Raw genomic sequence first — 25,179 nt, forward strand, 5'->3', positions numbered from 1 at the left:
GTCATGTCCCAATTGCCGTCCCTGAGCCAGTTACGCGACCCCAATGCCTTTCTGCGCCGCCATCTCGGACCCGACGCCGCCGAGCAACAGGCGATGCTCGACAGCCTCGGCCTGGGCAGTCGGGTCGAATTGATCGAGCAAACGGTGCCGCCGGGCATCCGCCTCAACCGGGCGCTGGACCTGCCCCCGGCACTCGATGAAGAGGCCGCGCTGGCCAAGCTGCGCGGTTATGCCGAGCAGAACCAGGTCTGGACCAGCCTGATCGGCATGGGCTACCACGGCACCCTCACACCGGCCGTCATACTGCGTAACGTGCTGGAAAATCCCGGCTGGTACACCGCGTACACCCCCTATCAACCGGAGATCGCCCAAGGGCGGCTCGAAGCGCTGCTGAACTTCCAGCAACTGACCATCGACCTGACCGGCCTGGAACTGGCCAACGCCTCGCTGCTTGATGAGGCCACCGCTGCGGCAGAAGCCATGGCCTTGGCCAAGCGGGTCGCCAAGTCGAAAAGCAACCTGTTCTTTGTCGACGAAAACTGCCACCCGCAAACCATTTCCGTGGTGCAGACCCGCGCTGAAGGTTTCGGTTTCGATCTGATCGTCGATGCTGTGGATAACTTGAAGCAGCACCAGGTGTTCGGCGCGTTGCTGCAATACCCCGACACCCACGGTGAAATCCACGACCTGCGGCCGCTGATCGATCATCTGCACGCGCAACAGGCCCTGGCCTGTGTCGCCACGGATTTGCTGAGCCTGTTGTTGCTGACCCCGCCGGGTGAACTGGGCGCCGATGTGGTGTTCGGCTCGTCCCAGCGATTTGGCGTGCCCATGGGCTACGGCGGGCCTCACGCGGCATTTTTTGCCAGCCGCGATGAATACAAGCGAGCAATTCCCGGGCGGATCATCGGTGTTTCGAAAGATGCGCGGGGCAACACCGCCCTGCGCATGGCCCTGCAAACCCGCGAGCAACACATCCGCCGGGAAAAGGCCAACTCCAACATCTGCACGGCCCAGGTACTGCTGGCCAATATCGCCAGTTTCTATGCGGTCTACCACGGCCCGGAAGGGCTCAAACGGATCGCCCAGCGGGTTCATCGGCTGACATGCATCCTGGCCGCCGGGCTTGAACGCAACGGTATCACCCGGGTCAACCGGCACTTCTTCGACACCCTGACGCTGGAAGTCGGCGGAGCCCAGACCGCGATCATCGAAAGTGCCCGGGCCGCGCAGATCAACCTGCGCATTCTCGGGCGCGGCCAACTGGGCCTGAGCCTCGACGAGGCTTGCGACGAAGGTACCGTGGCGAAGCTGTTCGACGTGTTCCTGGGTGCTGATCACGGGCTCAGCATCGATGACCTGGATGCCGAAGTCTTGCCTGGCGGAATTCCCGAAAGGCTGGCGCGAACTTCGCCTTATCTGCGCCATCCAGTGTTCAGCGCCCATCACAGCGAAACCGAGATGCTGCGCTACCTCAAGCAACTGGAAAACAAGGACCTGGCGCTCAATCAATCGATGATCCCGCTGGGCTCCTGCACCATGAAACTCAACGCCACCAGCGAGATGATCCCGATTACCTGGCCGCAGTTCGCCAACCTGCACCCGTTCGTGCCCAAGGAACAGGCCGCCGGTTATGGGCTGATGATCGAAGAACTGGAGCGCTGGTTGTGTGCGATCACCGGTTTCGACGCGATCTGCATGCAGCCCAACTCCGGTGCCCAGGGCGAATACGCCGGGCTGCTGGCGATCCGCAAATACCATGAGAGCCGGCAACAGGGCGGCCGCGATATCTGCCTGATTCCTTCGTCGGCTCATGGCACCAATCCCGCGTCGGCGCAAATGGCCGGGATGCGCGTGGTGATCGTCGAGTGTGACGAGGCGGGCAACGTCGACCTGGATGACCTCAAGGAAAAAGCCGCGCAGGCGGCAGACAAACTCGCCTGCCTGATGGCGACCTATCCTTCGACCCATGGCGTGTATGAGGAAGGCATCAGCGAAATCTGTGAAGTGATCCACCAGCACGGGGGGCAGGTGTACATGGATGGCGCCAACCTCAATGCTCAGGTCGGGCTGGCGCGGCCGGCCGATATTGGTGCCGATGTCTCGCACATGAACCTGCACAAGACCTTCTGCATTCCCCATGGTGGCGGTGGGCCGGGCATGGGGCCGATTGGTGTTCGGGCGCACTTGGCGCCGTTCGTGGCCAACCATCCGGTGGTACCGATCGACGGGCCGCACCCGCAAAATGGCGCGGTCAGCGCAGCGCCTTGGGGCAGCGCAAGCATTCTGCCGATCAGCTGGATGTACATCGCGATGATGGGGCCGCAACTGGCGGACGCCAGCGAAGTGGCGATCCTGGCCGCGAATTACCTGGCGCGGCATTTGTCCGGTGCCTTCCCTGTGCTCTACACCGGGCGCAATGAGCGGGTGGCCCACGAATGCATTCTCGACCTGCGACCGCTCAAGGCGTTGACCGGCATTACCGAGGAGGACGTGGCCAAGCGCTTGATGGACTACGGCTTCCATGCCCCGACCATGTCGTTTCCGGTGCCGGGGACGCTGATGGTCGAACCGACCGAAAGCGAGTCGAAGGCGGAACTGGACCGCTTTATCGGGGCGATGCTGAGCATCCGCGCGGAAATCAACGAGGTGCAGAACGGTAACTGGCCGGCTGAAGAAAACCCGCTGAAAGGTGCGCCGCATACGTTGGCCGATATCACTGGCGTGTGGGAGCGGCCGTACAGCATCGTGCAAGCGGTCACGCCGGACGCGCACACCAAGGCTCACAAATACTGGCCGGTGGTGAACCGGGTGGACAATGTGTATGGGGACCGGAACCTGTTTTGTGCGTGTGTGCCGGTGGACGACTACCGCTGATATTTCAGGATGCACATAACCCCTGTGTGAGCGAGCTTGCTCGCGAATGCGGTTCGGCAGCCAATGAAGTTTTTACTGATCCACCGCTATCGCGAGCAAGCTCGCTCCCACAGGGGGGGGCGGTGAACATGGGATTTGTGTTCGCAAGGCAAAAAAAATGCCGCTCAATTGAGCGGCATTTTTCATTCGCAATGCTTATTTAGGTGCCACGGCATTCTTCGCCAGGATCGCGTTCGCCAGTTCCATGTCCGTGGCTTGCAGGCCCGGGTTGTCGGCGCGGACTTTCTGCATGGCTGCTTCCAGGTACGGACCGCGGATACTGCCATCACTGGCGACGAAGCTGCTGGCATCGTCCTGGGCTGCGACGACCAGCTTGTTATCCTTGGATGTCAGATAGCTCGAACCGGTGGTTGCACCGGACGTAAGAACGTTACGCCAAAAAGTATCGGCCATCGCCGAACCGACAGGCAGGGACAACAGCGCGACGGTAGCGACAGCAAGTTTGAAACGCATGACAGGGTGACTCCACTGGGTTGACTACGCGGTTGGATTGCCAACCCCCAATCGAGTTCCGTGGTTGCCTATTCCTCCGCTTCGACCAGCAGGATCGCGCCTTGCTGGCCGACCACCCGTACGCGGCTGCCAATGGCAGCGTCCGGCCCTCGGGCCATCCACACGCCGTCGGCCACCTTGATCTTGCCGCGACCGTCGACAATCGCTTCATGCACCACGAAGGTTTTGCCGATCAGCTCCTGACCGCGCAGATTCAGGTGCGGCTGATCGCTCGGACGCATCGCCGTGCGCTGACGCCGCCACCAGTACAACGCGGTGGTGATCGACAACAGGCCGAACAACAGAAACTGCCATTCCCAGGACAGGTCCGGCAGCAGGAAGGTCAAGACGCCCACGGCTGCCGCGGCCATGCCGATCCACAGCAGGTAACCGCCGGCGCCGAACACTTCGAGAATCAACAGCACCGTGCCCAGCGCCAACCAGTCCCAGAACGAAAGGTGCTGTAAAAATGCCCACATGGCGCGCCTCAGGCTTTCTTGTTATCGAAAGTGGCCTTGACGATTTCGCCAATGCCGCCCACCGCGCCGATCATCGAGCTGGCCTCCAGCGGCATCAGGATCACTTTGCTGTTGTTGGCCGAAGCCAGCTTGCCCAGCGCATCGATGTACTTCTGCGCCACGAAGTAATTGACCGCCTGCACGTTGCCGCTGGCGATGGCTTCGGACACCACTTTGGTCGCCTGGGCTTCCGCCGCGGCTTGCCGTTCGCGGGCTTCGGACTCCAGGAAGGCGGCCTGGCGACTGCCTTCTGCTTCGAGGATCTGTGCCTGCTTCTTGCCTTCGGCGGTCAGGATCGCTGCGGCACGCAGACCTTCGGCCTCGAGGATCTGTGCACGCTTGATCCGTTCGGCTTTCATCTGCCCCGACATCGCTGCCATCAGGTCGGCGGGTGGGCTGATGTCCTTGATCTCGATCCGGGTGATCTTGATGCCCCACGGCGCGGTCGCTTCGTCGACGGTGCGCAGCAGTTTTTCGTTGATGCCGTCACGCTGGCTGAGCATGGCGTCGAGTTCCATCGAGCCGAGCACGGTGCGGATGTTGGTTTGCAGCAGGTTGCGGATAGCGTGTTCGAGGTTGTTGACCTCGTAGGCCGCCTGGGCCGTGTTGACCACCTGGAAGAAGCACACGGCGTCGATTTGCACCGTGGCGTTGTCGGAGGTGATGACTTCCTGCGGCGGAATATCCAGCACGCTTTCCATCACATTCATCTTGCGGCCGATGCGGTCCATGACCGGAATGATGACGTTCAGCCCCGGCTTGAGCGTGTTGGTGTAGCGACCGAAACGCTCGACGGTCCATTCAAAGCCCTGGGGCACGACCTTGAAGCCCATGAACAGAATGGCGACCACCAGGCCGACAAAAAGCAAAAGCACACTACCGATCTGCATAACGATTCCTTGTTGATGTGTGGATCTGTGGAGTTGCAATCGCTGGAGTGTAGCTGTGCCGATGCCGGATAAGTACAGCCGGGCTCAGTTCTGCTCACTCTGGGGCGTCACCCGCAGAACCTCCTCGATGGTCGTCAGCCCGGCGCCGACCTTTTGCGCTCCTGACAGCCGCAGGCTGCGCATGCCTTCCTTGAATGCCTGGCGCCGCACGGCCAGCAGATCGGTATCAGGACTGATCAGCGCTTTGATGCCATCGCTCATTTGCATGATTTCGTAGACCCCGGCGCGACCGCGATAACCGGTGTCGCGGCATTCCACGCAACCGATGGCTCGCTGGGCATTGGTCGGCAAGGGTGCTTGCCAAGGACGGGTCAGGGTTTGCCAGTCGTCTTCGCCCAGCGTCAGCGGCGCCTTGCAGTGCGGGCACAGGGTCCGCACCAGTCGCTGGGCCATGACGCCGAGCACCGTTGCCTTGATCAGGTAATGCGGCACGCCGAGCTCCAGCAGGCGGCTGATGGCGCTGGGTGCATCGTTGGTGTGCAGGGTCGACAGCACCAGGTGCCCGGTGAGCGCAGCCTGGATCGCCATCTCCGCGGTTTCGAGGTCGCGGATCTCGCCGATCATGATGATGTCCGGGTCTTGCCGCATCAGCGCGCGCACACCGGCGGCGAAGGTCAGGTCGATGTTGTGCTGGACCTGCATCTGGTTGAACGCCGGCTCGACCATTTCGATCGGGTCTTCGATGGTGCAGAGGTTGACCTCCGGCGTCGCCAGTTTTTTCAGGGTGGTGTAGAGGGTGGTGGTCTTGCCCGAACCCGTCGGCCCGGTGACCAGGATGATGCCGTGGGGCTGGCGGGTCATGTCTTGCCAACGGCGAAGGTCGTCGGCGGAAAAACCAAGCTGGTCGAAATCCTTGAGCAGGACTTCCGGATCGAAGATCCGCATGACCATTTTTTCACCGAAGGCCGTGGGCAGTGTCGACAAGCGCAGTTCGACTTCACCGCCGTCCGGGGTCTTGGTTTTCACCCGACCGTCCTGGGGTTTGCGTTTCTCGGCGACGTTCATGCGTCCCAGGGTTTTCAGGCGACTGACGATGGCCATGGTGACCTGGGGCGGGAATTGATAGACATTGTGCAGCACACCGTCGATGCGAAAGCGCACCGTGCCTTGTTCGCGCCGGGGCTCGATGTGGATATCGCTGGCGCGCTGCTGGAACGCGTACTGGAACAGCCAGTCGACGATGTTGACGATGTGTGCGTCGTTGGCGTCCGGCTCCTGGTCGCTGGCACCGAGGTTGAGCAGCTGTTCGAAATTGCCGAGGGTACTGACTTGCGGGTCGGCGCTGTTCGCCCCGGTGACCGATTTGGCCAGGCGGAAGAATTCGACGCTGAAGCGCTGGATGTCCACCGGGTTGGCCACTACACGCTTGATCGGCAATTTGAGCACGTGGGTCAGGTCAGCCTCCCAGCCGCTGACATAAGGCTGGGCGCTGGCCACGGTCACCGCCTCGCGGTCGATCGCTACCGCGAGGATCTTGTGGCGTTGGGCGAAGGCATAGGACATCAGCGGGGTCACGGCCGCGACATTGATTTTCAGTGGGTCGATGCGCAGGTAAGGCTGGCCGGCCTGCCGGGATAACCACAGGGTCAGGCTCTCGAGATCCAGCGGTTTGCCGGGACGGCTGAGATCGTCCAGCTGTTGGCTGGCAATGAACTCTAGCGGATGCATTTGGCCAAGGGAGGCGTTGCGGCGGCGGGCATTGAGCGCGTGTTCGGCCGAATCCTGACTGATAAAGCCTTGGGCGACCAGTTCGCGCAGCAGGTCATTGAGATCCAGCCAGCGGTCCTGAAAGGCGAGATGTACGGACATGCGGGCTCCTTTTGAACGACAGTGCGCAAAGGATAGCCGTGAGCAGGCTGACCGCTGGGCCACTACCCGATGAAGCCGTTTCGGAGTTTTTCAGCCCGCCGCTTGAGCCGCTTCGGCCCATGGGGCATCAGCTTCTTGCAGCTCCACCGAGCAGACGCTGATCAGGTTACGAAGTTTTTCCGCAATCACTTGCGCGCGGTGCCAGCTCAAACCGTCGATGACGATTTCGATGGTCATCCAGTCGTCCTGGTGTTGCGCGTTGACCTGTTCCGGCGTGAGCAATTGCAAGGCGAACAGATTGAGGGCGCGACACAGCAGGTCCGGTTCAGCCTCGGCCGTCATTTGATAGCGAACCCGGCAATGGGCGTTGCCGACGTTCCAGACATCGGCGCGGGCAGGTGGGGTGTTCACGGCTTCGAGATACGGCATGGTCTGGCTCCAAAATCATTGGAGAAATGTTTACATCCTGTGCCGGGTATTTCTTCTCTATGATTGGCTGTATTGCAGAAATGAAGAATAAATCAATTCACTTGTTACTCGGTTAAGGGTTTTTTTATGCAAAGCGAACTGGACAGCTACGACCGCAAGATCCTCGCCTTGCTGCAAGAGGATGCTTCGCTTTCCAGCGCACAGATCGCCGAGCAGGTCGGCCTCTCGCAATCGCCGTGCTGGCGGCGGATTCAGCGGATGAAAGAGGAGGGCATCATTCGCGGCCAGGTGACTTTGCTCGACCGCAAGAAAATCGGACTGAACACACAGATCTTCGCGGAGGTGAAACTCAATGCCCACGGGCGTTCGAACTTCACCGAATTCACCGAGGCGATTCGCGGCTTTCCGGAGGTGCTGGAGTGTTACGTGCTGATGGGGGCGGTGGATTTCTTGCTGCGGATTGTCACGGCGGACATCGAGGCCTACGAGCGTTTCTTCTTCGAGAAACTGTCGATGGTGCCGGGGATTCAGGAGGTCAATTCGATCGTGGCGTTGTCGGAGATCAAGTCGACGACCAGTTTGCCGGTGGTGCGCTGATGATGCTTGAGGGCCTTTGTGGCGAGGGGGCAAGCCCCCTCGCCACAAGGTATTACAGGCGCAGCAACATCTTCCAGGCACGGTTCTGATACACCGCAATCGCCTGCTGCTTGCGGGCATCCAGGACTTCATCGGTGATCGATTCGTTGGCCAGTTGTGCCAGTTTGTTCAGCTCGCCGTACAGGCGATCCATTTCCGGGATCTCCAGCACGTTGCGCGCATGGTGCAGCCAGACCTGGATGCGTTCGATGCGCGGCAGTTGCTCGGCCAGGTCTTCTGGTTGTTGCTGGTAACGTTGCAGTTGCAACGAAGTGGCTTCTTCGCCCAGCAGGCGCGGCAACCAGCTGCCCAGTTGCGCAGCGCCCTGGCGATTGCCACGGGTGTTGCGGTCGGCGGCCCAGGTGCGGGCCAGCAGCCAGCGCGAGGTGGTCAGGGAGAACAGGCCCCAGCGCGGATCTTCGAGTTCTTCGAGGAACTGCTCGGGTGCGGCTTTGCGCACGTCTTCATCTTCCAGGCCGGCCTGGACCAGCGGGCGCCAGTCTTCCAGCAAGGCATCGAGGGCGATACGCAGATCGTGGGTCGACTGACGTGGTGCGGCCTGGCCCAGGCTGCTGATCAGCGCGCGCATTTCCGCGAGGCATTCGACCCAGTCCTGCAACAGGCGCCAGTGGCCGTTGAAGCGATACTGCTCGGCCAGACGCTGGCTGCTGCCCAGCAAGTGCCAGCTCAGCGCGGCGAACGCGTCGTCCAGCGGTGTTTCCGCCGTGATCTGCGGTGCCGGCAGGCTCAACGAATAGCTGTGGGCGTCGTACAGGCGATAACCGCGCTCGGCCTTGCTGATGTCGCAAGGCATCAGGGCCAGTTTCTCGGCCAGCTCGGCGGCCAGTTCCAGCAGGGCTGCCGGCTCGCCTTCGCGCAGTTCCAGTTCCAGCTCACAGATTTCTTCTTTCTGCTTGCCGACCACGACGTGACCCAGGTCCAGCGCGGCTTCGATGACCACTTTGGTCTTGCCGCGACCCCAGGCGATTTCCGCGCGTTCGCGGACGAAGTCGGTGGTGAAGATCGGCTTCAGGGTTTTCTTGTCGAGCTCGGCCAGCTCCTCGGGCCAACATTCGCCGTCGAGTTTCTTCAGGTCGAGCTTGGCCTTGGGCAGGGGCCAGTTGAATTCATTACGCTCGGACAAGCCGGCGATGCTCTGGCCACGGGTCTTGAGGGTCTGAATCACTTCTTCGCCATCCTTGCGCAGGCGCAGGGCGACTTTGGCCTGGGCCAGGTCGCGCTCGGGCGTGTCGAAGTACTGGTTCATCAACTCACGGCGTTCCCAGCCACTTTTGTTGCGTTTTTTCAGTAACGGGTGCTCGCGCAGGGCGGCGAGGGTTTCGCGGCTGACGCGGAGTTTGATTTCGGTTTCTTTCTGCATGGCCGGAAAATCCAGGATCGGGAGCGCAGCCGGGGGAATGTGTGGCTGCCAAGGTCGTGCAGTGTACAGGACTCAAGGTTAGTCCGCGTCGCGACGGTTTATTCCTGCCATCGGTTGGTTCTATGATGGACCTCAATTCGGGTGCCGGGAGTCAGCGATGCCATTGCCGTCGATGAAAGAACAATTCGCTGCTTTGATCGCCGCACCGTCGGTCAGTTGCACCCAGCCCAGTCTCGATCAAACCAACCGCCCGGTCATCGATCTGCTGGCGACCTGGCTCGGTGAGCTGGGTTTCACCTGCGAGATTCAGCAGGTCAGCCCCGGCAAGTTCAACCTGCTGGCCAGTTTCGGCTCCGGCCCCGGCGGCCTGGTGCTGGCCGGGCACAGCGACACCGTGCCGTTTGACGGCGCGCTGTGGCAAACCGACCCGCTGAAGCTGACTGAAGTCGACGGTCGCTGGATTGGCCTGGGCAGTTGCGACATGAAGGGTTTTTTCGCCCTGGCCATCGAGGCGGTCAAACCGCTGCTCGATCAGCCGTTCAAACAACCGTTGCTGATCCTCGCCACTTGCGATGAAGAAAGCTCGATGTCAGGCGCCCGCGCGCTGGCCGAAGCGGGGCGACCGCTGGGGCGGGCGGCGGTGATCGGCGAGCCGACCGGGCTCAAGCCGATCCGCATGCACAAAGGCATCATGATGGAGCGCATCGACATCCTCGGGCAGAGCGGTCATTCCTCCGACCCGCGCCTGGGCCACAGCGCCCTGGAGGCCATGCACGATGCCATCGGTGAACTGCGTGGCCTGCGTCTGTTGTGGCAGCGCGAGTTCCGCAATCCACAGTTTGGCGTGCCGATGCCAACGATGAATTTCGGCTGCATCCATGGCGGCGACAACCCCAACCGCATCTGCGGCCAGTGTTCGCTGGAATTCGATTTGCGGCCATTGCCCGGCATGGACCCCAAGGTCCTGCGTGCCGAGATCCTGCAGAAGCTCAAGCCGGTTGCCGAGCGGCATCAGGTCAAGATCGATTACGCACCGTTGTTCCCCGAAGTGCCTCCGTTCGAGCAGGCCGAGGACGCCGAGCTGGTGCGCCTTGCCGAAAAGCTCACCGGTCACAGCGCCGAAGCAGTGGCGTTCGGCACCGAAGCACCTTATCTTCAGCGCCTTGGCTGTGAAACGCTGGTGCTTGGCCCGGGTGATATCGCCTGCGCCCATCAGCCGGGGGAATACCTCGAAATGTCACGTTTGCAGCCTACGGTGCATCTATTAAGGCAACTGATCGAACACTATTGCCTGACACCCCTGTAGGAGCGAGCTTGCTCGCGATGGACGTTAACGATGACGAGGTCCGCCTGGATAAACGCGGTGCCCTCATATCCATCGCGAGCAAGCTCGCTCCTACAGGGTTTTGCAGTTAAATTGCCGATGTTCCAACCCGTATTCATGAGGAGAGCGCGCGTGTCGCCAAGCCTGTTCCGACGATAACCATCAGCCCGCTGTGCGTTTTCAGTTTCGCCCTTTTTTCGGCTGCTATTTATTACAGGCCCAGGTTCATGCCCGAATACGTCAATTGGCTTCGTCACGCTTCGCCTTACATCAACGCCCACCGCGATTGCACCTTTGTCGTCATGCTGCCCGGCGACGGCGTTGAACACCCGAACTTCGGCAATATCGTCCACGACCTGGTGCTGTTGCACAGCCTGGGTGTGCGTCTGGTGCTGGTTCACGGTTCCCGCCCGCAAATCGAAGCGCGCTTGGCAGCTCGTGGCCTGATCCCGCATTACCATCACGGCCTGCGCATCACCGATGCCGCGACCCTGGAGTGCGTGATCGACGCGGTTGGCCAGTTGCGCATTGCCATTGAGGCTCGCCTGTCGATGGACATGGCTTCGTCGCCGATGCAGGGCTCGCGCCTGCGGGTGGCCAGCGGCAACCTGGTGACTGCACGGCCGATCGGCGTGCTTGAAGGCGTCGACTATCACCATACTGGCGAAGTACGCCGGGTCGATCGCAAGGGCATCAACCGTCTGCTGGACGAGCGCTCCATCGTGCTGTTGTCGCCGCTGGGTTATTCGCCGACCGGGGAGATTTTCAACCTGGCGTGCGAAGACGTCGCCACCCGTGCGGCCATCGACCTGGGTGCGGACAAACTGCTGCTGTTCGGCGCCGACCTGGGCTTGATCGACGAACACGGGCGCCTGGTGCGTGAACTGCGTCCGCAGCAGGTGCCGGCGCATTTGCAACGGCTGGGCAGCAACTATCAGGCGGAATTGCTGGATGCCGCGGCCGAAGCTTGCCGTGGCGGCGTGGCCCGCAGCCATATCGTCAGCTACGCCGAAAACGGTGCGCTGCTGACCGAACTGTTCACCCGCGACGGTGGCGGCACCTTGGTGGCCCAGGAGCAGTTCGAAGTAGTGCGCGAAGCGGCCATTGAAGACGTCGGCGGTTTGCTGGATTTGATCAGCCCGCTGGAAGAGCAGGGCATCCTGGTGCGCCGTTCCCGCGAGGTGCTGGAGCGCGAGATCGAACAGTTCAGCGTGGTCGAGCGCGAAGGCATGATCATCGCCTGTGCGGCGCTGTATCAGATTGCCGATTCCGATGCGGGTGAGCTGGCGTGCCTGGCGGTGAACCCGGAGTATCGCCATGGCGGTCGCGGTGATGAGTTGCTGGAGCGCATCGAGACCCGCGCCCGGGCTCAGGGTTTGAAGACTTTATTCGTCCTTACCACCCGCACCGCTCACTGGTTCCGCGAGCGTGGTTTTGTGCCGAGCAGCGTTGACCGCCTGCCATCGGCGCGGGCGTCGCTGTACAACTATCAGCGTAATTCGAAGATCTTCGAAAAAGCCCTTTGATGTTGGAGCGGCAGAGGTTCCTGTGGCGAGGGGGCTTGTCGGAACGCCGCATCGCCCCGTTGGGCTGCGGAGCAGCCCCAAACCTGCCTGACCGAGCCGTATGATCTTGCGGCCGCTTCGCGACCGAACGGGGGCAAGCCCCCTCGCCACAAGGTTTTACATTCACTCCTGGACAAACTTCGCGCTGACATACGGCGAATAATCCGGCAGCACCGTCTCCACCTTCCCTTGCTCCTTCAAGAATTTCGCCGTCTCGCCAATGGCCTTGGCCGTGCCGCCATCCAGCAGTGCGGTGCTCTGTTGCGCCTTGGCATCCGGGAATGCGGAACCTGCCAGTAACTCAGGCACATCGGCGGCATTGGCACCGGTCAGTTTGGCGATTTTTTGCACAGGTTCCGAGTCGACCGTCCAGTTGGCTTTATTTGCTGCGTAATCAGCAAAGGCGTCGAGGGTGACCTTGGCGAATTTGGCCACGACCTCTGGGTGCTTCTCTGCGTAATCCTTGCGCGCCACCCAGACCTCAAAGGTGGGTGCACCCCATTGGCCTACCTGTGCAGCGTCGGTCAGGGTCTTGCCACTCTTGCGGATTTCCCCCAGGGCGGGCGACCAGACAAACGCGCCATCAATATCACCACGCTTCCAGGCTGCTGCGATTTCCGCGGGCTGCAGGTTCACGACTTTGACTTTCGAACTGTCCAGGCCCCAGTGCTTCAGCGCGCCAAGCAGGCTGTAGTGGGAGGTTGAAACGAAAGGCGTGGCGATGGTCTTTCCGATCAGATCTTGCGGTTTTTCGATGCCGCTGCCGTTGCGTACCACCAGCGCTTCGGCGGCATTGATCTGGGCCGAGACGATGAACGCGACAATCGGCAGGTTGCGCGAGGCGGCAGCGGCCAGCGGACTGGAGCCGAGATTGCCGATTTGCAGATCGCCGGAGGCAATCGCCGTGACCACTTCCGGGCCGCTGTTGAAGCGCCGCCAGTCGATTGGCTGGCCGATGGTTTTTTCATAAAGGCCATCGGCCTGGGGGACTTTGCTCGGGTCGATACCGGTTTGATAGCCGACGGTAAGGTTCGCCGCATGAGCGGTGAAAGAAAATGCGAACAATACACAAACTGTAACAATTGGTCCGGATAGTGCACGTTTTGACGTCATGGGGCCGCCTTTCGGTAAAAGATTTGTTTCCGAATTACGTCGAAAACTAATCGATCTAAAAAAGCGAAAATAAATACCGATTAGGAATTAGCTTATGAGCCAAACCTTCTATTCTGGGATGGTTAGGGAGTGGGGAGCTAAATTCCTAAACGGTATTAGAAAAGAATCGGGTAATTCTTTTCAGGTTCATGACGGATTCATGACCCTGCAGGGACCAAAAAACCGGGGATTAGACTATGGTCGTAGACACACATGGTTACGATTGACTTGTGGGTCACGCTCTGGCGCTAATCGCGCATCTTAGGATTTCGGGCATCGACTCGAGACCAGGAACACAAGAATTAGAATCGAGAGGAGCTACACAATGAACAAGTCCACCTTGGCTTTGGCCGTGACCGTGGGGGTTTTGGCGCAGCAGGCAGGCGCCGCAGGTTTCCTGGAAGACAGCAAGGCGTCCATCAGCTCTCGCACCATGTATTACGATGCCGATATGCGCGAAGGTGCGAGCACTCCTGCCAACCGTCAGCGCGAAACCGCTGAAGGTCTGAAGTTCGATTACCTGTCCGGTTTCACCCAAGGTACCGTAGGTTTTGGTATCGACGCCCAGGCGCTGGTGGGTATCCACCTGGATGGCGGCAAGGGGCATCACCCGACCGGTAACAGCAACTCATTCTTCCCTAGCGATGGCAATGAGGCGGCCGACGAGTGGAGCCGTTTGGATGGCAACGTCAAGGCGCGCTTCTCGAAGACTGAAGCCCACCTGGGTGGCGCTCTGGCACCTAACCTGCCGATCCTGATCGCGAACGACAGCCGTCTGCTGCCGCAGACCTTTGAAGGTGGCACCATCACCTCCAAAGAAATCGACAACGTGACCTTCAACTTTGGTCAACTGGAGCACGCGTCGGGTCGTGCTTCCTCGAACTCCACTGGCCTGTCTGTGGCTGGCGCCACTCAGGACAGCAACAAATTCCTTTACGGCGGTGCTGACTGGAAGGTCACCAAAGACCTCTTGCTGCAGTACTACTATGCGAACCTGGAAGACTTCTACAAGCAGAACTTCCTCGGTCTGGTGCACGTCTACCCGATCGCGGCCAATCAGTCGTTCAAGACCGATATCCGTTATTTCGATAGCAGCTCCGACGGCAAGAACGGCGATCCGGGTTTCCGTTTCAACAACAACAACGGTTTCGCCAAGACCCCGGGTGAGATCGATAACAAGACCTGGAGCGCCATGTTCACCTATACCCTGGGTGGCAACGCGTTCCTGATCGGGCATCAGCGTGTCAACGATGACGGCGGCTTCGTTTTCTTGAACCAGGGCAACCTTGTCGATGGCAACGGTAATCCTGAAGGTGCCGGCGGCGCGAGCTTCTACTCGTTTACCGATGCCACAGTTGGCAGCTTTATCCGTGCCGGTGAAAACACCACGTTCGGTCAGTACTCCTATGACTTCGCCTCCCTGGGTGTACCAGGCTTGAAAGCTTCGATTGCTTACTTGAATGGCCAGGACATCAAGGCTACCAACGGTATTGGTAAAGACCTGAGTGAGCACGAGACCGACGCGCGCATTGATTACGTGATTCAAACGGGTGCACTGAAAGGGTTTGGTACGACGCTGCGTCACGGTACCTACCGTGGCAACACCAGCACCCTTGATCAAGACCAGACCCGTCTGATCTTCAACTACACCTACAGCTTCATGTAATCGCCGTAAGAAAAAGCCCCGCTCGCTGGCGGGGTTTTTTTTGTCTGTTTTTTGTTATTCCATAAAGATCTTTTATGATTATTTATTATTCTTTTTAGTTTCTATCCATCCCGCTTAAAGTGCGCCTGTCCGACACTCATCCCTGAGCTCGGGTTTAGCAATTTCGCCCCTCGACAATAGATCAGGTTCAGGAACCGGCCTCACCGCCGATACCTCGGATCTGTCGTGGAAAGGCATATTCCCAGTTGATATTAAAAAGCATCAAAAAATTCTTTTTGGCTTTAAGGCCATGTATCCTGCGGCCCGCCAAATGACCGGCCTAGACGGTTTGCCGCGAATTTACGCATTCAGGATCCCGGGCAATCGATTCGGGACCAGGAACATCAGAATTAGAAACGAGAGGAGCGAAACATGAACAAGTCCACCTTGGCCATCGCTGTGGCCGTCGGGGTTTTGACCCAGCAGGCAAGCGCCGCGGGTTTTATCGAAGACAGCAAGGCAACATTGGGGCTGCGCAACTTCTACATCAACACCGATTACCGTGACGGCACTGGCCCGAACAAAAACGAAGAATGGGGCCAAGGCTTCGATCTGCGTTTCATCTCGGGTTACACCCAGGGCACCGTCGGCTTCGGTATCGATGCGATCGGCCTGTTGGGCGTCAAACTGGATTCCGGTGGCGGCACCAACGGCGCGAGCAACAACTCGTACGGCGGCACCGTGTTCCCGAGCAAGTCCAACGGCGAAGCGGTTGATGACTTCTCCAGCCTGGGTTTGACTGCCAAAGCCAAGATCTCCCAGACCGAGCTGAAGCTGGGTACCTTGCAGCCAAAGCTGCCGGTAATCGTGACCAACGACGGTCGTCTGTTGCCGCAAACCTGGCAGGGCGGCCAGATTGCCTCGAACGACATCAAGGACCTGACCTTGATCGGCGGTCAGATCGAGCAGGTAAAAGGTCGTAACTCGAGCAACAACGAACAGTTGTCTATCTCCGGCGCCAACAGCCGTTCCGCTGCAGGTCGCGACAGCAACAAATTCATTTATGCCGGCGGTGACTACAAGATCACCAAGGACCTGACTGCCCAGTACTACTACGGCAACCTGGAGGAGTTCTACAAGCAACACTTCCTGGGTCTGGTGCACAACTGGGCAATCGGCCCTGGCGTGTTGAAGTCTGACTTCCGTTACTTCAACAGTTCCGACGACGGTGCCAACGGTCACGATCCTCTGTACTTCACCACTGGCAACTACAGCGGTGCAGCCAACGGCAAGGGCAAGGTCGACAACAACCTGTACAGCGGCCTGTTCCTGTACACCGTTGCCGGTCACACCTTCGGTGGCGGTTACCAGGTCAGTAACGGCAACAGTGACTTCCCTTGGCTGAACCAGGGCGACGGTTCGTCGAACTACACCATCACTGATTCGCAAATCCAGAAGTTCGGCCGTGCGGGCGAGCGTACCTGGCTGGCACGCTATGCGTATGACTTCGCCAAGGTCGGCGTACCTGGCCTGACGGCGGGTCTGGTGTACCTGCACGGCGACAATATCGATACCGTTAACGCCAAGGGCCGCGAAGCGGCCAATGGTGCTTCCGAGTGGGAGCGCGATCTGAGCGTGGCTTACGTCGTTCAGGAAGGTCCGCTGAAAAACCTGGGCCTGGCGTGGAAAAACGCGACCTGGCGCACCGACCTGCCGAACACGCGTTCGCAGGACGAAAACCGCGTGATCCTCAGCTACTCGATCCCGCTGCTGTAATAGCGCTCGCGTAACCGAGACAAAAAAAGCCCCGCCTGGTATTGCACCGGGCGGGGCTTTTACATTTTCAAGACGGGTTCACCCCCGTAATCCCGCCTTGAACTTCCCTCTTTGCAGCAACTCAAGGCCTTCTCGAACCTTGGGGCGATGTTCGGCGGGTTGTGCGGGCACGTCCAGTGAACAGATATTTAATATTTCTTTATGATCTAAATAAATCTATATTTATTCTTTTTAATGGATAAAAAACACAGGCACAGTTGAGCCCATCAAGCACTCACAAGGAGCAGCACCATGGGTCTCAGACTTGGCGATATCGCCCCCGATTTCGAACAGAACTCCAGCGCCGGCATCATCCGTTTCCATCAGTGGCTGGGCGATAGCTGGGGCGTGCTGTTTTCCCATCCTGCGGATTTCACCCCGGTGTGCACTACCGAGCTGGGTTTCACCGCCAGGCTCAAGGATGAGTTCGCAGCGCGCGGCGTCAAGGCCATCGCTTTGTCGGTGGACCCGGTAGAGTCTCATCACAGGTGGATCGAGGACATCAACGAAACCCAGGCCACCGTGGTCAACTTTCCGATCCTGGATGACGCCGACCGCAAGGTCTCGGACCTCTACGACCTGATCCACCCCAACGCCAACGACACCCTGACCGTGCGCAGTCTGTTCGTGATCGACCCGAAGAAAAAGGTCCGGCTGACGATTACCTACCCGGCGAGCACCGGCCGCAACTTCAATGAAATCCTGCGGGTGATCGACTCGCTGCAACTCACCGACAACTACAAGGTGGCCACGCCGGCCAACTGGCAGGACGGTGATGAGGTGGTGATCGTGCCGTCGCTCAAGGATGAAGATGAAATCAAACAGCGCTTTCCCAAGGGCTATCGGGCGGTCAAGCCTTACCTGCGCCTGACGCCGCAGCCGAATCGGTAAGTCTTCAGCATTTTTGGCGCAGCTGCGGACCCCTGTGGGAGCGAGCTTGCTCGCGATGGCGGCGGATCAGGCGCAACGGAATTCAAGATGTGTACCCACAAAGCAGGGGATTTTCAGGCCGTTTCGACGGCCTGTTTTTTTGCCTGGAAGAAACCGATTTTCATATTTCTTTAACGAATAACCAAATGAATAAATATGATTTATGGATATATAAATCAGCTGTTAAGGTCACTCTATCGAAGCGAGATCGCAAGCCGCGAATCGCCAACACCGTGCAAGGAATCGTCTGAATGTTGGTTGTCTCACTCGGTGGCAGTCCCAGTCAGCGCTCTCGTTCCGGGGTGCTGCTGGATCGCTCCCAGCGTTGGTTGCAAGGGCAGGGCGTGGAAGTGGTGAGTTATCAGGTGCGGGACTTCCCGGCCGAGGACTTGCTGCACGCACGCTTCGACAGCCCCAAGGTGATCGACCTGCTGCAACAGATTGAAAGCGCCGATGGCCTACTGATCGCCACACCGGTTTACAAGGCATCGTTTTCCGGAGCACTGAAAGTCGTGCTGGATCTGCTGCCCGAACGCGCCTTGAGCCACAAGGTGGTTTTGCCGATGGCCACTGGCGGCAGCATCGCTCACATGCTGGCGGTGGATTACGCGCTCAAGCCGGTGCTGTCGGCATTGAAGGCCCAGGAAATGCTGCAAGGGATTTTCGCCGTCGACAGCCAGATCGCCTACGGCGAAGGCAGCGCCCTGGCGCAGTTGGCGCCGGAGCTGGAACAACGACTGAATGAATCGCTGGAGCTGTTTTTCAGCGCCATGGCGCGACGGCCCAAGCCGCTCGATCCGAACCTGTTGAATGATCGCTTGTTGAGTGCTCGCTGGAGCATTTGAGCCTCACCAAAAAATTGAAGTACTGGCCTTACTCGCCCGCCAACGGGCAAGCAGGTGCAGCCAAAACCCAACTGCAAAAAGGAGAGCGCCATGCGCCCTGTCATTTTGCGTCGTGGTCTGGTCGCTCTGTTTGCTGCGGCTGTCACCTTCGGCGCCATTACTCAAGCTCAAGCCGAGACATTACGAATCGGCTATCAGAAATACGGCACCCTGGTGCTGCTCAAAGCCAAGGGCACCCTGGAAAAACGCCTCGCCGCCCAAGGCGTGGACGTGCAATGGACTGAATTCCCCGGCGGCCCGCAACTGCTCGAAGGCCTGAACGTCGGCTCCATCGACTTCGGCGTCACCGGTGAGACGCCGCCCGTGTTCGCTCAAGCGGCCGGTGCCGATTTGCTCTACGTCGCCTATGAACCGCCAGCGCCGCACAGTGAGGCGATCCTGGTGCCGAATGACTCGGCGATCAAGTCGGTGGCGGACCTCAAGGGCAAGAAAGTCGTGCTCAACAAGGGCTCCAACGTGCACTACCTGCTGGTGCGTGCGCTGGAAGACGCCGGCCTCAAGTACACCGACATCCAGACCGTATTCCTGCCGCCAGCCGATGCCCGCGCCGCGTTCGAGCGGGGCAGCGTCGACGCCTGGGTGATCTGGGACCCGTACCAGGCCGCCGCCGAACAACAGCTGCAAGCGCGCACCCTGCGTGATGGTCAGGGCATCGTCGACAACCATCAGTTCTACCTGGCGACCAAACCTTACGCGCAAAAAAACCCCGAGGTGATCAAGACCCTGGTGGAAGAAGTGCGCGCGGTGGGCGAGTGGTCCAAGGCTAATCCGCAAGAGGTGACCCAACAGGTTTCACCGCTGCTCGGCCTGCCAGCGGACATCACCCTGACCTCGGTGAAACGCCAGGGCTATGGCGCGCTGTTCCTCACCCCGGAAGTGGTCGCGGCGCAGCAGAAAATCGCCGACAGCTTCTACCAGCTCAAGCTGATTCCCAAGCAGTTGAGCATCAAAGACGTGATCTGGACGCCGCCGGCTGCCGTTGCCCAAAGCTCAGTAACCAAAGCCCAATAAATCGTTTCCCCAAGGAGACCACTCCATGAGCCTCAATATTTTCTGGTTCCTGCCTACCCACGGCGACGGCCATTACCTTGGCACCGCCGAAGGCGCACGCGCCGTTGACCACGGTTACCTGCAACAAGTCGCGCAAGCCGCTGACCGCCTGGGTTTTGGCGGGGTACTGATCCCTACCGGGCGTTCCTGCGAAGACTCGTGGCTGGTGGCGGCATCGCTGATTCCTGTGACCCAGCGCTTGAAGTTCCTGGTTGCCCTGCGCCCCGGGATCATTTCCCCGACGGTGGCGGCGCGTCAGGCGGCAACCCTGGATCGACTGTCTGGTGGTCGTGCGTTGTTCAACCTGGTGACGGGCGGTGATCCGGAAGAGTTGGCGGGCGATGGTCTGTTCCTGAGCCACGAAGAGCGCTATCAGGCCTCGGTGGAATTCACCCGCATCTGGCGCCGGGTGCTGGAAGGCGAAACCGTCGATTACGACGGCCAGCACATCAGCGTGAAAGGGGCGAAATTGCTCTATCCGCCGATCCAGCAACCGCGTCCGCCGCTGTACTTCGGTGGTTCTTCGGACGCTGCACAAGACCTGGCCGCCGAACAGGTGGAAATGGTCCTGACCTGGGGCGAACCACCGGCCGCCGTCGCGGAAAAAATCGAACAGGTCCGAGCCAAGGCCGCCAAGCTCGGACGCACCGTGCGCTTCGGCATTCGCCTGCACGTGATCGTGCGTGAAACCAACGATGAAGCCTGGAAAGCCGCGGATCGGCTGATCTCCCATCTCGACAACGAGACTATCGCTCGTGCCCAGGCTTCACTGGCGCGTTTCGATTCGGTCGGTCAGCAACGCATGGCCGCATTGCATGGCGGCAACCGCGAGAATCTGGAAGTCAGTCCTAACCTGTGGGCCGGCGTCGGTCTTGTGCGCGGCGGTGCCGGTACGGCGCTGGTGGGCGATGGTCCGACCGTGGCCGCCCGCGTGAAGGAGTACGCGGACCTGGGCATCGATACCTTCATCTTCTCCGGTTATCCACACCTGGAAGAGTCGTACCGGGTGGCCGAGCTGCTGTTCCCGCATCTCGATGTCGAGCGTCCTGAACTGCCGAAAAGCGCCGGTTACGTCAGCCCGTTCGGCGAGATGGTCGCCAACGATATTCTGCCCAAAGCCGCGTCCCAGAGCTGAGGCGCGCCATGAACAAATTCATCCACAGCCTGGCGCCCTGGGCGTTGCCGGTGTTGCTGTTGGCGGTATGGCAGTTGAGTGTGTCGGCGGGTTGGTTGTCGACAAGGATCCTGCCGGCCCCCATCGCCGTCATCGAGGCCGGTGTGAGCCTGGTGCGTAGCGGCGAAATCTGGACGCACCTGGCGATCAGTGGCTGGCGCGCCGCGCTGGGCTTCACCATCGGTGGTGGCATTGGCCTGACCCTTGGCTTCATCACCGGCCTGTCGAAGTGGGGCGAACGCCTGCTCGACAGTTCGGTGCAGATGATCCGCAACGTGCCGCACCTGGCGCTGATTCCACTGGTGATCCTGTGGTTCGGCATCGACGAGTCGGCGAAGATTTTCCTGGTGGCGCTGGGCACCTTGTTCCCGATCTACCTCAACACCTATCACGGCATCCGCAACGTCGACCCGGCGTTGGTGGAGATGGCGCGCAGCTATGGACTGAGCGGTTTCAGCCTGTTCTGGCAGGTGATTCTGCCGGGGGCGCTGCCTTCGATACTGGTCGGCGTGCGCTTCGCGCTGGGCTTCATGTGGCTGACGTTGATTGTGGCGGAAACCATTTCCGCGAGTTCCGGCATCGGCTACCTGGCAATGAATGCCCGGGAGTTTTTGCAGACTGACGTGGTGGTGCTGGCGATTCTGTTGTACGCGGTGCTCGGCAAACTGGCCGACCTCGCGGCCCGTGGACTTGAACGAGTGTGGCTGCGCTGGCACCCGGCCTATCAGGTTGCCAAGGGAGGTGCAGCATGATCGCCGAGCAACCTCCACGCCTGCTGCGCGGCATTCCGCTGGCGGTGCGCAAGCTGCAAAAAACCTTCGGCTCGCGGCAGGTGCTGCGCGAGATCGACCTGCACATTCCGGCTGGCCAGTTTGTCGCTGTGGTCGGTCGCAGTGGCTGCGGCAAAAGTACCTTGCTGCGCTTGCTCGCAGGCCTCGATCAACCAACTGGCGGTGAGTTGCTCGCCGGTGCCGCGCCATTGAGTGATGCGCGGGAGGACACGCGGCTGATGTTCCAGGAAGCGCGTTTGCTGCCCTGGAAAAAGATCATCGACAACGTCGGTCTGGGCCTTAAGGGCAACTGGCGGCCGCAAGCGCTTGAAGCCTTGGAAGCGGTGGGCCTGGCCGATCGCGCCCACGAGTGGCCGGCTGCGCTGTCCGGTGGACAGAAGCAACGCGTGGCATTGGCCCGTGCGTTGATTCATCAGCCGCGCCTGTTGTTGCTCGATGAACCCTTGGGGGCGCTGGATGCCCTGACCCGAATTGAAATGCAGCAACTGATCGAACGGCTCTGGCAACAGCACGGTTTCACGGTGTTGCTGGTGACCCATGACGTCAGTGAAGCCGTGGCGATTGCCGATCGGGTGATCCTGATCGAAGACGGCGAAGTCGGCCTCGACCTGCACGTGGAACTGCCGCGCCCTCGGGTGCGCGGTTCCCATCGGCTGGCGGCGCTGGAAACCGAAGTCCTCAATCGCGTGCTGGCGCTGCCCGGCCAACCACCGGAACCGGAACCTGTTTCACCCTTGCCTACGCAATTGCGCTGGGCTCAATAACTCAAGTCTTACCCAACGACAGGAATCAACATCATGACTATCAAGGCCATCAACGTTCGCAACCAGTTCAAAGGCTCCATCAAGGAAATCGTCCTGGGCGACGTGCTGTCGGAAATCGACGTGCAGACCGCGTCCGGCATCGTCACCTCAGTGATCACCACGCGCTCGGTGAAAGAGCTGGAGCTGGCGGTGGGCAGTGAAGTGATCGCGTTTGTGAAATCCACCGAGGTGTCGATCGCCAAGTTGTAAGGCGAATGCGTAAACAACAACCCCGAAGGGTTTGAGCCCTTCGGGGTTTTTTGTGCGTGTGATTCATTGAGATCGGTGGTGCCGCCTTCGCGAGCAGGCCAGTAGGCCAATCAAGAAATCAGGATGGAATGCTGCGCTTGGGCAAATACGGTGGCAAATACAACCCCACATAAGCATCAAACACCCGCATCCCTTCCTCTGCCATGCGCGGCGTAATCTGCCCGTGTTGCTGCACCGAGCGCGCATACACCCGGTCGCCCAGTTCCATGGCCAGGGCGAACACATCGACATCACTCGGCAATGTCGGCAGCTCGAAGTGATGGTCGAACAGCTTGTGCATCAGGTCGCCCAGCTCGATGTCGTGCTGGCGGTCGGCTTGGGTGACTTCGGTCAGACCATGCTGGGCCAGAATGAGTTGGCGGGCCGCGGCGTCCTCGGCGTAGATGTCGAGCATGCGTTGTTCCACCAGTCGCGACAGATCGCGCCAGCCATCCAAGGCGAGGTGATCGATGGGGGCTTGCAGGCAGGCGCGGAAGGCCGCGTGGACGTCAGCGGTCAAGGCTTCAAGCAACGCCGGCACGCTGGCGAAGAAGTGGTAGACCGAGGAGGGCGGAATCTCCGCGCGCTCGGCGACGCTGTAGATCGACAGACTGGCCACGCCCTCGGCGGCCAACAGCGTGCGGGCCGCATCGAGTATCGAATCGATCCGGGCCTGGCTGGTTGCGCGGGGTTTGCGGGGGGTGGCTACGCGTGTCATTGGAGTCTCCTGCGGGGCAGCGGGCATTGTACGCAGAGCGGGCAGATGTTCCATATCCCCCTGTGGCGAGGGAGCTTGCTCGCGCTGGGTCGCGAAGCGGCCCTAAAACCGGTAAATGCGGTGCACCTGATAGAACCGTCTCGCGGATTAGAGGGAGTCCTTCGGCCTCCAGCGGGAGCAAGCTCCCTCGCCACAGGGATTGATGTTGGCCATAAAAAAACGCCGCAGGCTATGAGGCCGGCGGCGTTTCTTCACTACTGCAACCGCTTACACGGTATGCAGGTACCAGTTGTACTCGAGGTCGGAGATGGAGTGTTCGAACTCCTCCAGCTCGCTCTCTTTACAGGCCACGAAGATATCGATGTATTTCGGATCGATGTACTTGGCCATGACTTCGCTGTCGTCCAGCTCGCGCAGTGCATCGCGCAGGTTGTTCGGCAGGCTCTGCTCGTTCTGCTCGTAGCTGTTGCCTTCCACTGGGGCGCCAGGCTCGATCTGATTGGTCAGACCGTGGTGCACCCCTGCCAGGACCGAAGCCATCAGCAGGTACGGGTTGGCATCGGCGCCGGCTACACGATGCTCGATGCGCACGGCGTCGGAGGAACCGGTCGGAACGCGAATCGCCACCGTGCGGTTATCCAGGCCCCAGCACGGCGAGTTCGGCACGTAGAACTGTGCGCCGAAACGACGGTAGGAGTTGACGTTCGGGCAGAGGAAGGCCATCTGCGCCGGTAGGGTCTCGAGCACACCGCCGATCGCGTGACGCAGTGCGGCGTTCTGCTCGGGATCCTCACTGGCAAAAATGTTCTTGCCGTCTTTGTCGAGAATCGAGATGTGCACGTGCAGACCATTACCCGCCTGGCCTGGGTAAGGCTTGGCCATGAAGGTGGTGTCCATTTCATGGTCGTAGGCGATGTTCTTGATCAGGCGCTTGAGCAGGACCGCGTAGTCGCAGGCCTTGATCGGGTCAGCCACGTGGTGCAGGTTCACTTCGAACTGCGCCGGGGCACTTTCCTTGACGATGGCGTCGGCCGGAATACCTTGCTCTTTTGCACCTTCCAGAATGTCCTGGAGGCAGTCGACGTATTCGTCGAGGTCGTCGATCAGGTAGACCTGAGTCGAGTGCGGACGTTTGCCGGAAACCGGCGAGCGAGGTGGTTGCGGACGACCGTTCACGTTCTCCTGGTCGATCAGGTAGAACTCCAGTTCGAACGCGGCGCAGATGGTCAGGCCCATTTCGTCGAACTTGCGTACCACATTGGCCAGCACTTCACGCGGGTCGGCGAAGAATGGCTCGCCTTCGAGTTCGTGCATGGTCATCAGCAGTTGCGCGGTCGGGCGCTTCTGCCATGGCTCATTGCATAGGGTATCGGGGATTGGATAGCAGATTCGGTCAGCATCACCGATGTCCAGGCCCAGGCCGGTGCTTTCCACCGTCGAGCCATTGATATCCAGAGCAAATAAAGAGGCCGGCAGGTTGATGCCTTTCTCGTAAACCTTGTGGAGGCTGGTGCGTTCAATGCGCTTGCCGCGCACCACACCATTCATATCCGCAATCAGAAGGTCAACGTACAGAACCTCAGGATGTTCCTTAAGGAACGCGTTCGCTTCGTTAAGCTGAACGGCACGCGGGGGTACCGACATGATGCAACACCTTTGTTGTTAAAAATATCAATCATTGATCTTTTCAGATTCCAGTCAACCCGAACGGCATGCCGAAGTCAAGCGAGGCCTTTTTTGCCCTAAAAAAGCGCCCGTGTGGCTTTTTTGAGGCACTTTGGGGCGTTTTTATGCCCTTGACCTCTATGGCGCCCGCAGGCTTGAGCGGGCCGTGTTGTATTTTTTACGGGGGTGTTGTGTAAAAAAATGAACAAGGCTAAGCTCGAATCAAACCCATAACAGCAAT

22 protein-coding genes are annotated in these 25,179 nt (G+C 59.9%); 13 read left to right on the forward strand and 9 right to left on the reverse strand.

All coding sequences use genetic code 11. From position 1 onward, the window contains the following. The first annotated feature begins 3 nt into the window (after positions 1-3). Complete coding sequence (gene gcvP / locus VC35_RS08140) at positions 4-2,877, forward strand: aminomethyl-transferring glycine dehydrogenase (RefSeq protein ID WP_046039073.1); 2,874 nt, start codon at positions 4-6, stop codon at positions 2,875-2,877. Positions 2,878-3,072: 195 nt separating this feature from the next. Here gcvP and VC35_RS08145 read toward each other — a convergent pair whose 3' ends face one another. The 5 genes from VC35_RS08145 to VC35_RS08165 all read right to left on the reverse strand — a co-directional run bounded on the left by VC35_RS08145 (position 3,073) and on the right by VC35_RS08165 (position 7,135). Further along, entirely contained in the window at positions 3,073-3,390 is a 318-nt protein-coding gene (locus tag VC35_RS08145) for a DUF2388 domain-containing protein (RefSeq protein WP_046039075.1), read from the reverse strand. Between the two features lie 68 nt (positions 3,391-3,458). Continuing rightward, positions 3,459-3,908, reverse strand: coding sequence for an NfeD family protein (locus VC35_RS08150; RefSeq protein WP_046039077.1), 450 nt, complete (start codon positions 3,906-3,908; stop codon positions 3,459-3,461). Positions 3,909-3,916: 8 nt separating this feature from the next. Continuing rightward, positions 3,917-4,837: an SPFH domain-containing protein gene (locus VC35_RS08155; protein WP_046039079.1), complete on the reverse strand. Its 921-nt coding sequence runs from the start codon at positions 4,835-4,837 to the stop codon at positions 3,917-3,919. Positions 4,838-4,921: 84 nt separating this feature from the next. Further along, on the reverse strand, positions 4,922-6,706 hold the full coding sequence (gene tfpB / locus VC35_RS08160; RefSeq protein WP_046039080.1) for a type IV pilus assembly ATPase TfpB: 1,785 nt from the start codon (positions 6,704-6,706) through the stop codon (positions 4,922-4,924). Between the two features lie 90 nt (positions 6,707-6,796). After that, complete coding sequence (locus VC35_RS08165) at positions 6,797-7,135, reverse strand: hypothetical protein (RefSeq protein ID WP_046039082.1); 339 nt, start codon at positions 7,133-7,135, stop codon at positions 6,797-6,799. Positions 7,136-7,261: 126 nt separating this feature from the next. Here VC35_RS08165 and VC35_RS08170 point away from each other — a divergent pair, with 126 nt between their 5' ends. Continuing rightward, positions 7,262-7,732, forward strand: a complete 471-nt coding sequence (locus tag VC35_RS08170; protein ID WP_007993158.1) for an Lrp/AsnC family transcriptional regulator — start codon at positions 7,262-7,264, stop codon at positions 7,730-7,732. A gap of 52 nt (positions 7,733-7,784) precedes the next feature. Here VC35_RS08170 and VC35_RS08175 read toward each other — a convergent pair whose 3' ends face one another. Further along, positions 7,785-9,152, reverse strand: coding sequence for a CYTH domain-containing protein (locus VC35_RS08175; RefSeq protein ID WP_046039086.1), 1,368 nt, complete (start codon positions 9,150-9,152; stop codon positions 7,785-7,787). 157 nt (positions 9,153-9,309) lie between these two features. On the opposite strand from VC35_RS08175, the gene argE reads away from it, so the two are divergent. Continuing rightward, positions 9,310-10,458 carry an acetylornithine deacetylase gene (gene argE, locus VC35_RS08180; RefSeq protein ID WP_046039088.1) on the forward strand — a complete coding sequence of 383 codons (1,149 nt, stop codon included), beginning with the start codon at positions 9,310-9,312 and terminating at the stop codon, positions 10,456-10,458. Between the two features lie 245 nt (positions 10,459-10,703). Further along, the gene (gene argA / locus VC35_RS08185; RefSeq protein ID WP_046039090.1) at positions 10,704-12,002 is read left to right on the forward strand and encodes an amino-acid N-acetyltransferase; all 1,299 of its coding nucleotides are present in this window, start codon (positions 10,704-10,706) and stop codon (positions 12,000-12,002) included. A gap of 162 nt (positions 12,003-12,164) precedes the next feature. On the opposite strand, the gene tauA is transcribed toward argA, so the two are convergent. Further along, positions 12,165-13,154, reverse strand: a complete 990-nt coding sequence (gene tauA, locus VC35_RS08190; protein WP_046039092.1) for a taurine ABC transporter substrate-binding protein — start codon at positions 13,152-13,154, stop codon at positions 12,165-12,167. A 364-nt stretch (positions 13,155-13,518) separates the two neighbouring features. Between tauA and VC35_RS08195 the strand changes: the two genes are divergently transcribed. From VC35_RS08195 to VC35_RS08235, 9 genes are all read left to right on the forward strand, one after another. Continuing rightward, entirely contained in the window at positions 13,519-14,859 is a 1,341-nt protein-coding gene (locus VC35_RS08195; RefSeq protein WP_046039093.1) for an OprD family outer membrane porin, read from the forward strand. A 411-nt stretch (positions 14,860-15,270) separates the two neighbouring features. Continuing rightward, positions 15,271-16,614, forward strand: a complete 1,344-nt coding sequence (locus VC35_RS08200; protein ID WP_046039095.1) for an OprD family porin — start codon at positions 15,271-15,273, stop codon at positions 16,612-16,614. A gap of 291 nt (positions 16,615-16,905) precedes the next feature. Further along, the gene (locus tag VC35_RS08205; RefSeq protein ID WP_046039097.1) at positions 16,906-17,544 is read left to right on the forward strand and encodes a peroxiredoxin; all 639 of its coding nucleotides are present in this window, start codon (positions 16,906-16,908) and stop codon (positions 17,542-17,544) included. Positions 17,545-17,834: 290 nt separating this feature from the next. Then, complete coding sequence (gene ssuE, locus VC35_RS08210; RefSeq protein ID WP_046039099.1) at positions 17,835-18,428, forward strand: NADPH-dependent FMN reductase; 594 nt, start codon at positions 17,835-17,837, stop codon at positions 18,426-18,428. 90 nt (positions 18,429-18,518) lie between these two features. Then, positions 18,519-19,499, forward strand: coding sequence for a sulfonate ABC transporter substrate-binding protein (locus tag VC35_RS08215; RefSeq protein ID WP_046039101.1), 981 nt, complete (start codon positions 18,519-18,521; stop codon positions 19,497-19,499). A 25-nt stretch (positions 19,500-19,524) separates the two neighbouring features. Then, positions 19,525-20,673, forward strand: coding sequence for an FMNH2-dependent alkanesulfonate monooxygenase (gene ssuD, locus VC35_RS08220; RefSeq protein ID WP_046039102.1), 1,149 nt, complete (start codon positions 19,525-19,527; stop codon positions 20,671-20,673). A gap of 8 nt (positions 20,674-20,681) precedes the next feature. Next, positions 20,682-21,464, forward strand: a complete 783-nt coding sequence (gene ssuC, locus VC35_RS08225) for an aliphatic sulfonate ABC transporter permease SsuC (RefSeq protein WP_046039103.1) — start codon at positions 20,682-20,684, stop codon at positions 21,462-21,464. Then, positions 21,461-22,267 (forward strand): aliphatic sulfonates ABC transporter ATP-binding protein, encoded by an 807-nt coding sequence (ssuB, locus tag VC35_RS08230; protein ID WP_046039105.1) that lies wholly within the window; start codon positions 21,461-21,463, stop codon positions 22,265-22,267. The genes ssuC and ssuB overlap by 4 nt, the downstream gene beginning before the upstream one ends. 33 nt (positions 22,268-22,300) lie before the next feature. Then, entirely contained in the window at positions 22,301-22,516 is a 216-nt protein-coding gene (locus VC35_RS08235; RefSeq protein WP_007967989.1) for a TOBE domain-containing protein, read from the forward strand. Positions 22,517-22,634: 118 nt separating this feature from the next. Here the strand turns inward: VC35_RS08235 and VC35_RS08240 are convergent, their stop codons facing one another. After that, on the reverse strand, positions 22,635-23,273 hold the full coding sequence (locus VC35_RS08240) for a TetR/AcrR family transcriptional regulator (protein ID WP_046039109.1): 639 nt from the start codon (positions 23,271-23,273) through the stop codon (positions 22,635-22,637). Positions 23,274-23,540: 267 nt separating this feature from the next. After that, positions 23,541-24,917: a glutamine synthetase family protein gene (locus VC35_RS08245; protein ID WP_046039110.1), complete on the reverse strand. Its 1,377-nt coding sequence runs from the start codon at positions 24,915-24,917 to the stop codon at positions 23,541-23,543. Positions 24,918-25,179 lie beyond the last annotated feature (262 nt).

This window comes from Pseudomonas fluorescens (genome assembly GCF_000967965.1).
Classification (GTDB): Bacteria; Pseudomonadota; Gammaproteobacteria; order Pseudomonadales; family Pseudomonadaceae; genus Aquipseudomonas; species Aquipseudomonas grandcourensis.